Genomic DNA, 9263 nt, shown 5'->3' with positions numbered 1-9263 from the left:
TCAAAAATTCTGACAACAATCGTCTTCCATCATCAACCAAAACGGGCATAAATTCCCTACCGCCTCCCAGCACCAACGGTAGCCCCAATGCCCAGCCAAAACCCAGCCGCCCCTGCCCTGGCCACCCTGATCCAGCGCTCCGCCCTGCCCAGCCCTTCGCTAAGCGAAGCCCAGGCGCACGCCTTGCTGCAGACGCATTACAACCTGGCTGGCAACCTGACGTCGCTGGGCAGCCAGCAGGACCTGAACTTCCGCCTGGATTCCCCCCAAGGCCGTTTCGTGCTCAAGGCCTGCCACGGCAGCTACGCCCAGGTCGAACTGGAAGCCCAGCACGCCGCCTTGGCCTACCTGCGTGAACAGGGCTTGCCCGTACCCGCAGTACGCCCCGCACAAACCGGCCAAGCGCTGCTGGCACTGGACATCGCCGGCCAACCACTGCGCGTACGCCTGCTCGACTACATCGACGGCCAGCCGCTGACCCGCCTCAAACACATGCCGCCACGCCTGATGGCCGAACTGGGCAAGCTCTGCGCTCGGCTGGACAAAGCCCTGGCCGACTTTGACCACCCAGGCCTGAGCCGCACCCTGCAGTGGGACCCGCAGCACGCCCAGGCACTGATCCAACACCTGCTGCCAGTGCTACAGGACGCAGGCCACCGCGCCCGTGTAGAGCAAGCCACCCAGCTGGCCGCTGCGCACCTGGCTCCGCTGGCCGACCAACTGCCCTGCCAGGCCGTGCACCTGGACGTGACCGACGACAACGCTGTGTGGGCCCGCGATGGCGAGCGCCAGTGGCAGTTGCAGGGCGTGATCGACTTCGGCGACCTGCTGCGCACCTGGCGCATCGCCGACCTGTCAGTGACCTGCGCTGCGCTGCTGCACCATGCCGAAGGCGACCCGCTGCGCATTCTGCCGGCGGTACGTGCCTATCAGGCGCTCAACCCGCTGAACGAAGCCGAACTGCGAGCCCTGTGGCCATTGGTACTCAACCGCGCCGCGGTACTGGTACTGAGCAGCGAGCAACAGCTCGCCGTAGAGCCGGGCAACCAGTACATCCGCAACAACATCGCGCATGAATGGGAAATCTTCGACACCGCTACCGCCGTGCCTTTCGCGTTGATGGAGGCGGCCATCCTGCAGGCGGCCGATCTTCAACCCGGCAAGCCCGAGCTGGCCGGTTGTGCGCCGCTGTTGCCCGAACTGGTCGGCCAGCCGGTCGCACGCCTCGACCTGGGCGTGCTCAGCCCGCACTGCGAAGCGGGCAACTGGGAGCAGCCAGGGTTCGATCAGCACCTGCTGGCCGCACAACCGACCCCGGCGAGCACGCTGCATGGCCAGTATCGCCTGTCACAAACCCATATCGACCGCCCCGAAGAACCTGCCACCTGCGCGCTGGGTGTGGAGTTGCAGGTGCCGAACGGCAGCCTGCTGCAGGCACCAGAGGCCGGCACTTGGCAGCGTCACGGCGATGGCCGCGGCTGCCTGCACACGCCGCAGTGGGCCTTGTGGCTCACGGGGCTGGAAGATACCCCGGTGAATGGCCAAGCCGTAGCAAAAGGTCAACCACTGGGCAGCAGCCATGGCGTGCTCAGCGTACAGCTGTGCCTGGATAACGCTACCCGCCCTCCCTTCTTCGCCACGCCCTCCCGGGCCGCAGCCTGGTTGGCGCTATGCCCGTCGCCTGCCGCGCTGCTGGGCGTTGACTGCGACGCCGAAGCGCTGCCCGACGCGCAGGCGCTGCTGGCACGCCGCGACGCAAGCTTCGCCCGCTCGCAGAAGCACTACTACGCGCAACCGCCGCATGTCGAACGCGGCTGGCGCAATTACCTGATCGACATGCAGGGCCGTTCGTACCTGGACATGCTCAACAACGTTGCCGTGCTTGGCCATGGCCACCCACGCATGGTGGCCGAGTCGGCGCGGCAGTGGTCGTTGCTCAACACCAACTCGCGCTTCCATTACGCCGCCATCGCCGAGTTCTCCGAACGCTTGCTCAAACTGGCGCCGGAAGGCTTCGACCGGGTGTTTCTGGTCAACAGCGGCACCGAGGCCAACGACCTGGCCATCCGCCTGGCCTGGGCCTACAGCGGCGGGCGCGACCTGCTCAGCGTGCTGGAGGCCTACCACGGCTGGTCGGTGGCCACCGACGCCATTTCCACGTCCATCGCCGATAACCCGCAGGCACTGGAGACCCGGCCAGACTGGGTGCACCCGGTCGAGGCGCCGAACACCTTCCGTGGGCGTTTTCGCGGTGCCGACAGCGCCGCCGACTACCTGCGTGACGTCGATGCCAAGCTCGCCGACCTCGATGGCCGTGGCCGTCAGCTGGCTGGCATCATTTGCGAACCGGTGTACGGCAACGCCGGCGGCATCTCGCTACCCGCGGGCTACCTTGCCGACGCCTATGCCAAGGTGCGCGCCCGGGGCGGCGTGTGCATCGCCGACGAAGTGCAGGTCGGTTATGGCCGGCTGGGCGAGTACTTCTGGGGCTTCGAGGAACAAGGCGTGGTGCCCGACATCATCACCATGGCCAAAGGCATGGGCAACGGCCAGCCGCTGGGCGTGGTGATCACCCGGCGTGAGATAGCCGAGGCGCTGGAGGCGCAGGGCTACTTCTTCTCGTCGGCGGGGGGTAGCCCGGTCAGTTGCCGCATCGGCATGGCGGTGCTGGACGTGATGCAGGAGGAAGGGCTGTGGGACAACGCCCGCGACACCGGGCGCTATTTCAAGGCACGCTTGCAGGCATTGGTCGACAGGCACCCGCTCGCCGGCGCAGCGCATGGCTCGGGCTTCTACCTGGGCCTGGAGCTGGTACGCGACCGGCAGACGCTGGAGCCGGCGACCGAGGAGACCCTGCTGCTGTGCGATCGCCTGCGCGAGCTGGGCATCTTCATGCAACCGACCGGCGACTACCTGAACATCCTCAAGATCAAACCGCCGATGTGCACCACCCAGGCGAGCGTGGACTACTTTGTCGACAGCGTGGACCGTATCCTGTCGGAAGACCTGTAGCCCGCCTAGGAGGGGTTCTGACAATGGCCTTTACCAGCGACTCTCTTGCAGTCTTTCTGGCGGTACTGGAGGCAGGGTCGTTTTCTGCAGCCGCACGCAAGCTGGGGCGCGTGCCTTCGGCCGTGAGCATGGCCATCGCCCAGCTGGAAGCAGAACTGGACCTGGCCCTGTTCGACCGCGCCACACGCAAAGCCTTGCCGACCAGCGCAGCACTGGCGCTCGAACCGCAGGCCAGGCAGGTGATCTGCCAGCTCAACTTGCTGGACGCCCAGGCGCTGCAACTGCACAAGGGGCTGGAAAAACGCCTGACCATCGCCATGGCGCCCGAGCTGCAGACCGGCCGCTGGAGCCAGCCCCTGGAAACCCTCGCGCAGGAATTCCCCAGCCTTGAGATCGAAGTACGTTCGGCCACCCAAGCCGAGGCCATTCGTTTGCTGCACGATGGCAGCGTGCAGTTGGCCCTGGTATTCGAACGGCCCGGGATCGATGAGCGCGAGTCGTTTCTTGAAGCCGGCAGCCAACTGCTGGTAGCCGTTGCTTCACCGCGCCACCCCGCCGGGCGCAACAACGGCACGCCGCTGCCGGAAGAGGCGTTCGCCGAGCAACGGCAAATCATCGTGGCCTCCGGCAAAGCCACCGGCTCCGACCCGCGCATGGTGCTGTCGCGGCGGATCTGGCTGACCGACAGCTACCTGGCGACGCTGGACCTGGTGCAATCCGGCCTGGGTTGGGCCTACCTGCCGCAGCCGCTGGTTGAGCCGTTGATTGCCTCGGGCGCATTGGCCGAGGTGCGCTTCGACAACATGGCCAGCCGGTTACGCTTGTGGGTCGACATCATCTGGGTCAAACCGCGGCCCTTGGGCCTGGGCGCGCGGCGCTATCTGGAGGTCATGCGCCAGCTGTTCGAAAAAGAGCCGCCCAGGGCCTGATGCCACCCCGTCCGCTCACGAGCCTGGCGCTACCAGCCTGTAGCCTACCCCCGCCTCGGTGATGATGAACCGCGGCGCCATTGGGTCATCCCCAAGCTTCTGGCGCAGATGCCCGACCACGATGCGCAGGTAGTGGGTATCGTCGACATGGCTCGGCCCCCAGATGTCCTTGAGCAACTGCTGCTGAGTAATCACCCGGCCCGGGTGCGCGGCCAACTGGGCCAACAGCGCATACTCCTTGCGCGTCAACGCGACCTCCACGCCCTCCAGGGTCACCCGGCGGAAGGCGAAGTCCACGGTCAACGGCCCGAAACTGGCGGCCACCTCACCGCCACCGGCCTGCGGCACCTGGCGCAACAGGGCACGCACCCGCGCCAGAAACTCCTGAATGCCAAACGGTTTGGTCACATAGTCATTGGCCCCGCCGTCCAGTGCATCGACCTTCTGCACCTCGCTGGCACGCACCGACAGCACCAGCACCGGCACCGCGCTCCATTCGCGCAACTCACGCAGCACCTGCTGGCCGTCCATGTCCGGCAGGCCGAGGTCGAGCACCACCAGGTCAGGCTTGCCCAAGGCGGCTTGCGCCAGGCCCTCGCCGCCGGTGGCAGCCTCGAGCACCTTGTAGCCTTGGGACATCAGGCTGATACGCAAGAACTTGCGGATCTGCGGCTCGTCGTCGATGACCAAAAGGGTGGCGGGCTGGCTCATGGGGTTTCGCTTTCAGCTTCGGGTTGAGGGGGCAGCGGCAAGCATAGAGTGATGCCGGTGCCCTGGCCATCGATGCCGTCACCCACCAAAATCTGCCCGCCATGGGCGCCAATCATGCCCTGGCAGATGGCCAGGCCCAGGCCGGTGCCCTGCCCGCCTCGATCACCACGGGCGGCGGTGTAGAACATGTCGAAGATCTTCTCCCGCTCCGCCAGGGGAATGCCGGGGCCCTGGTCGCGCACGGCCATGTGCAATTGCGCGTCCATCACCGACACCTGCAGCTCCAGCCGACCGTTGGCCGGCGAGAAGCGTGCGGCGTTCTCCAGCACATTGACCAGCGCCTGCTCGATCAATGCCGCATGGACAAACAGCAACGGCAACTCGGCCGGCACCAAGGTGTGCACGCGCAATGGCGCCAACACCACGCGCAGGCGGTTGAGCGCGCTGCCAACGATGTCTGCGGGGGCTACCCAGTCACGGGCAAGCTTGAGGCCGCCGTGGCCCAGGCGGGTCATGTCGAGCAGGTTCTGGATGTAGCGGTCCAGGCGCTCGGCCTCGTCGCGCGTGCCTTCCAGCAGTTCGCGCCGGTCTTGTTCGGGGATCGCCTCGCCCAGCGCCAGCAAGCTGTCGATACTGCCGCGCATGGCGGTCAGCGGCGTACGCAGGTCGTGGGACACCGACGCGAGCAAGGCGCTGCGCAGTTGTTCGGTTTCGCCGTGCAGGCGCGCGGCCTCCAGCTGTTCGGCCAGCCGCGCGCGGGCCAGCGCCTGGGCCAGCGGCTGGCCCAGGGCCGTGAGCAGGCGCCGGCGCGGGTCACTGAGCGGGTCGCCAGTGCGCGAGCGCACGCCGAGCAGGGCCAGCGGCTGCTCCTCCACCGCCAAGGGCCACCACCACCAGCGGCCATTGGGCAAGGTATCGCTGCCTTGGCCGGCCGCCTGACCGTGTTGCCAGGCCCAGTCGGCAGCGGCCCGTTCGTTGTCGCTCAGCGCGTGGGCTTCGCCACTGGCCACGCGCAACAGGCCCTCGGCATCACGTTCGAGCAAGCACACGTGCAGGTCCTGCCAGCCGTCCAGGTGCTGGCCGGCGGCGTTGAACACCGCCTGACGGTCGGTGGCGACGGTCAGCCGACGCGACAGGTCGAGCAGTTGGCTGGTCTGCGCCTGGGTTTCGCGCAGTGCCTGCAACTGGCGGCGCTGACGGGCCGCCAGGTTACCCGTGAGGGCGGCCATGAGCAGGAAGAACACCAGGGTCAGTACGTCTTCTTCGCGCTGGATGCTGAAGGAGAAATTCGGCGGGATGAACAAGAAATCGTACGTCAGGAACGACAACGCCGCACACGCCAGCGCCGGCCCCAGGCTGCTGCGCACCGCCACCAGCAACACCGCAGCAAGAAACACCAAGGAGATATTGGGCAGCGCCAGCACGCTCGACACCGCCCAGGCCAGGCCGGCCGCCATGACGGTGGCCAGCAGGGCCAGCAGATAATGCCGCCACACCCACACACGCTTGACCGCCGAGCGGGCCGGTTGCGGCTGGGCATCGCGGTCGAGCACGTTGATTTCCAGCCCATGGCTTTCGCGCAACAGCCGCGCCGCAACCCCCGCCCCCAACAGGCGCCGACGCAGGCGATCGCGCGACTGCCCCACCAGCACCAGGCTGGCCCGGCGTTCGAGCGCATGCTGAATCAACGTGCGCGCCACTTCGCCGGCCCGCAACAGCACCACTTCGCCCCCCAGGCGCTCGGCCAGTTGCTGCGCAGCCTGCAAGCGCTGACGCGCCGCCTCGTCACGCAGGCGACCGTTGTCCACGTGTACCAGGCTCCAGGGCAAGTGACGGCGCTGAGCCACCCGGCTGGCATGGCGCACCAGGCGTTCGGCCTGGTCGTCGCCATCGACGCCGACCAACAGCCGCCCGCGCAAGGCAGGGGCTTCCTGGCCGCGCTGGCGATAGCCGTGGGCCAGGTCGGCATCGACCTGGGCGGCGGCCGTCTGCATGGCCAGTTCGCGCAGGGCGGTCAGGTTGGTCTGCGAGAAATACGCATCGATGGCCGCCCGCGCCTGCTCCGGCACGTACACCTTGCCTTCTCGCAGGCGCTCGAGCAGTTCGCGGGGCGGCAGGTCGATCAGCACCAGTTCGAAAGCTTCCTGCAGCACCCAGTCCGGCAGGGTTTCACGCACCTGCACGCCAGTGATGTCGCGGACCTTGTCGTTGAGGCTCTCCAGGTGTTGCACGTTGACTGTGGTGTAGACGTCGATGCCGGCGGCGAGCAGTTCCTGCACGTCCTGCCAGCGCTTGGCATGGCGGCTGCCGGGTGCGTTGGTGTGCGCCAGCTCATCGACCAGGGCCAGGGCTGGCGCCGCGCTGAGCAGGCCGTCCAGGTCCATTTCCTCAAGCGTCACCCCGCGGTAATCGCTGCGCAGCAGCGGCTGCTGGGGCATGCCGCCGAGCAGCGCTTCGGTTTCGGCGCGGCCGTGAGTCTCGACCACCCCGGCCAGCACCTGCACGCCCTGGCGTTGCTGGGTGTGGGCGGCTTGCAGCATGGCGTAGGTCTTGCCCACCCCGGGTGCGGCGCCGAGAAACACCTTCAGCCTGCCGCGCCCAGCGCGCGGCAGGTTGGCCAACAGCGCGTCTGCGCGGGCGGAATCACTCATGTGTCATCCTTCAAAAATGCGGCGATCGTTGGGCCTGCGTTGCAGGCCCCCGTCTCAATGCGCCAACGTCTCCAAGGCCTGGTTCAGTGCCAGGACGTTGACCACAGGCGGCCCGATCAATGGGTGGAGGGTGGCCTCTTCAAGCAAGGCTTGCAAGCGCTCCTCCGGCACCTTGCGGGCCGCAGCCACACGCGGAATCTGGTAGGCCACGGCCTGCGGCGGCAAATGCGGGTCCAGGCCGCTGCCCGAGGTCGTCAGCAAGGCTTGAGGCACCGGGCCTTGTTGCGTTCGATACAGCGCGCCAGCATCACTGGCCACCCGCTCGGCCAAGGCCGGATTGCTCGGCGACAGGTTGCTGGCACTGCTGGCAACCGTGGCATAGGCCCCTGCCGAAGGCCGCGAATGGAACCAGCCATCGCCTTGGAAATCCTGGGCGATCAGGGCCGAACCGCGCACATGGCCCTGGGCGTCGCGCACCAGGCTGCCGTTGGCCTGTTCAGGGAAGGCGACCTGGGCGATACCGGTCACCGCCAACGGATACAGTGCGCCAGTGAGCAACGTCATCAGCAAGGCCAGGCTCAGGGCCGGGCGTACATAAGCGTTCATGGCGGCCTCCTCAGACCAGGTGCAGGGCATTGAGCAGCATGTCGATCAGCTTGATCCCGGCAAACGGCACGATGATGCCGCCCAGGCCGTAGATCAGCAGGTTGCGCCGCAACAGGTGGGCCGCGCTCGCCGCCTGCACCCGCACACCGCGCAAGGCCAACGGAATCAGCGCGATGATGATCAGCGCGTTGAACACGATCGCCGACAGGATCGCGCTCTGCGGGCTGGCCAGGTGCATCAGGTTGAGCACGCCCAGCTGCGGGTAGATGGCGGCGAACAAGGCCGGCAGGATGGCGAAGTACTTGGCCACGTCGTTGGCAATCGAGAAGGTGGTCAAGGCGCCGCGGGTCACCAGCAGTTCCTTGCCGACCTGAACCACATCCAGCAACTTGGTCGGGTCGCTGTCCAGGTCGACCATGTTGGCCGCCTCGCGGGCCGCCTGGGTGCCATCGTTCATGGCCATGCCGACGTCGGCCTGGGCCAGCGCCGGGGCGTCGTTGGCGCCGTCGCCGCACATGGCGACCAGGCGGCCGTCGTTCTGCTCCTGGCGGATCCGCGCCAGTTTCTTCTCTGGGGTGGCCTCGGCCAGCACGTCGTCGACCCCCGCCTCGGCGGCAATGGCAGCGGCGGTCAGCGGGTTGTCACCGGTCACCATCACGGTGCGGATGCCCAGCTTGCGCAGCTCGGCAAAGCGCTCGCGAATACCCGGTTTGACCACGTCCTTGAGGTGGATTACCCCAAGCAGGCGTTTGTCGACACACACCAGCAGCGGTGTGCCGCCACTCTGGGCAATCCGCTCGACCTCGCGGGCCAGCGCGGCGGGCATTTCCAGGCGCTGCATGCCGACAAAGGCCAGCACCGCATCGACCGCGCCCTTGCGGTAGCGATGCTGCTGGAAGTCGATACCTGACAGGCGCGTCTCGGCGCTGAAGGCAATGGCTTCGAACTGCCCGGCGACCGGTTCGACAAAGTCGTGCAACTGACGCAGGTACTCGACGATCGACTTGCCTTCGGCGGTGTCATCGGCCAGCGAAGCGAGCAAGGCGCCCTCGCCCAGCTCCTTGGCGGTTACCCCGGTGGCAGCATGCAGGGCACTGCAACGGCGGTTGCCGAAGGTGATGGTGCCGGTCTTGTCGAGCATCAGTGTATGCACGTCGCCAGCGGCTTCCACCGCGCGGCCGGAGCGGGCGATGACATTGAGCCGGACCAGGCGGTCCATGCCGGCAATGCCGATGGCCGACAGCAGGCCGCCAATGGTGGTGGGGATCAACGTCACCAGCAGCGCGGCGAGGAAGATCAACGGCAGGCTACCGCCGGCGAAGTGGGCGAACGGCTGCAAGGTCACCACCACGAC

Annotated in this window: 6 protein-coding genes; 2 read left to right on the top strand and 4 right to left on the bottom strand. The window is 67.2% G+C overall.

Features of this window, described 5'->3' with window-relative positions; all coding sequences use genetic code 11:
• The first annotated feature begins 87 nt into the window (after positions 1-87).
• Both NP534_RS23525 and NP534_RS23520 read left to right on the top strand, forming a co-directional pair.
• Positions 88-3012: an aminotransferase gene (locus tag NP534_RS23525; protein ID WP_274100282.1), complete on the top strand. Its 2925-nt coding sequence runs from the start codon at positions 88-90 to the stop codon at positions 3010-3012.
• A 23-nt stretch (positions 3013-3035) separates the two neighbouring features.
• Positions 3036-3941: a LysR family transcriptional regulator gene (locus NP534_RS23520; protein WP_033699229.1), complete on the top strand. Its 906-nt coding sequence runs from the start codon at positions 3036-3038 to the stop codon at positions 3939-3941.
• 15 nt (positions 3942-3956) lie between these two features.
• On the opposite strand, the gene NP534_RS23515 is transcribed toward NP534_RS23520, so the two are convergent.
• The 4 genes from NP534_RS23515 to kdpB all read right to left on the bottom strand — a co-directional run.
• Positions 3957-4652 carry a response regulator gene (locus NP534_RS23515; RefSeq protein ID WP_274100281.1) on the bottom strand — a complete coding sequence of 232 codons (696 nt, stop codon included), beginning with the start codon at positions 4650-4652 and terminating at the stop codon, positions 3957-3959.
• A complete protein-coding gene (locus NP534_RS23510) occupies positions 4649-7303 on the bottom strand; it encodes a sensor histidine kinase (RefSeq protein ID WP_274100280.1) in 2655 nt (884 codons plus the stop codon). Before NP534_RS23510 ends, NP534_RS23515 begins: the two co-directional genes overlap by 4 nt.
• Positions 7304-7357: 54 nt before the next feature.
• Positions 7358-7909 carry a potassium-transporting ATPase subunit KdpC gene (gene kdpC, locus NP534_RS23505; protein WP_274100279.1) on the bottom strand — a complete coding sequence of 184 codons (552 nt, stop codon included), beginning with the start codon at positions 7907-7909 and terminating at the stop codon, positions 7358-7360.
• Between the two features lie 10 nt (positions 7910-7919).
• On the bottom strand, positions 7920-9263 hold a 1344-nt coding region (gene kdpB / locus NP534_RS23500), incomplete at its 5' end, for a potassium-transporting ATPase subunit KdpB (protein WP_274100278.1).

Origin of the sequence: Pseudomonas sp. 39004, assembly GCF_028682155.1 — a bacterium.
GTDB lineage: Bacteria > Pseudomonadota > Gammaproteobacteria > Pseudomonadales > Pseudomonadaceae > Aquipseudomonas > Aquipseudomonas capeferrum.
Note: the sequence above shows the minus strand (reverse complement) of the source record. Positions and strands in the feature narration are given on the sequence as shown.

Excerpts from the sequence above, each read along its gene's own strand:
- NP534_RS23515 (WP_274100281.1), bottom strand. The coding sequence starts at position 4,652 with ATGAGCCAGCCCGCCACCCTTTTGGTCATCGACGACGAGCCGCAGATC.
- NP534_RS23510 (WP_274100280.1), bottom strand. The coding sequence starts at position 7,303 with ATGAGTGATTCCGCCCGCGCAGACGCGCTGTTGGCCAACCTGCCGCGC.
- kdpC (WP_274100279.1), bottom strand. The coding sequence starts at position 7,909 with ATGAACGCTTATGTACGCCCGGCCCTGAGCCTGGCCTTGCTGATGACG.
- NP534_RS23525 (WP_274100282.1), top strand. The coding sequence starts at position 88 with ATGCCCAGCCAAAACCCAGCCGCCCCTGCCCTGGCCACCCTGATCCAG.
- NP534_RS23520 (WP_033699229.1), top strand. The coding sequence starts at position 3,036 with ATGGCCTTTACCAGCGACTCTCTTGCAGTCTTTCTGGCGGTACTGGAG.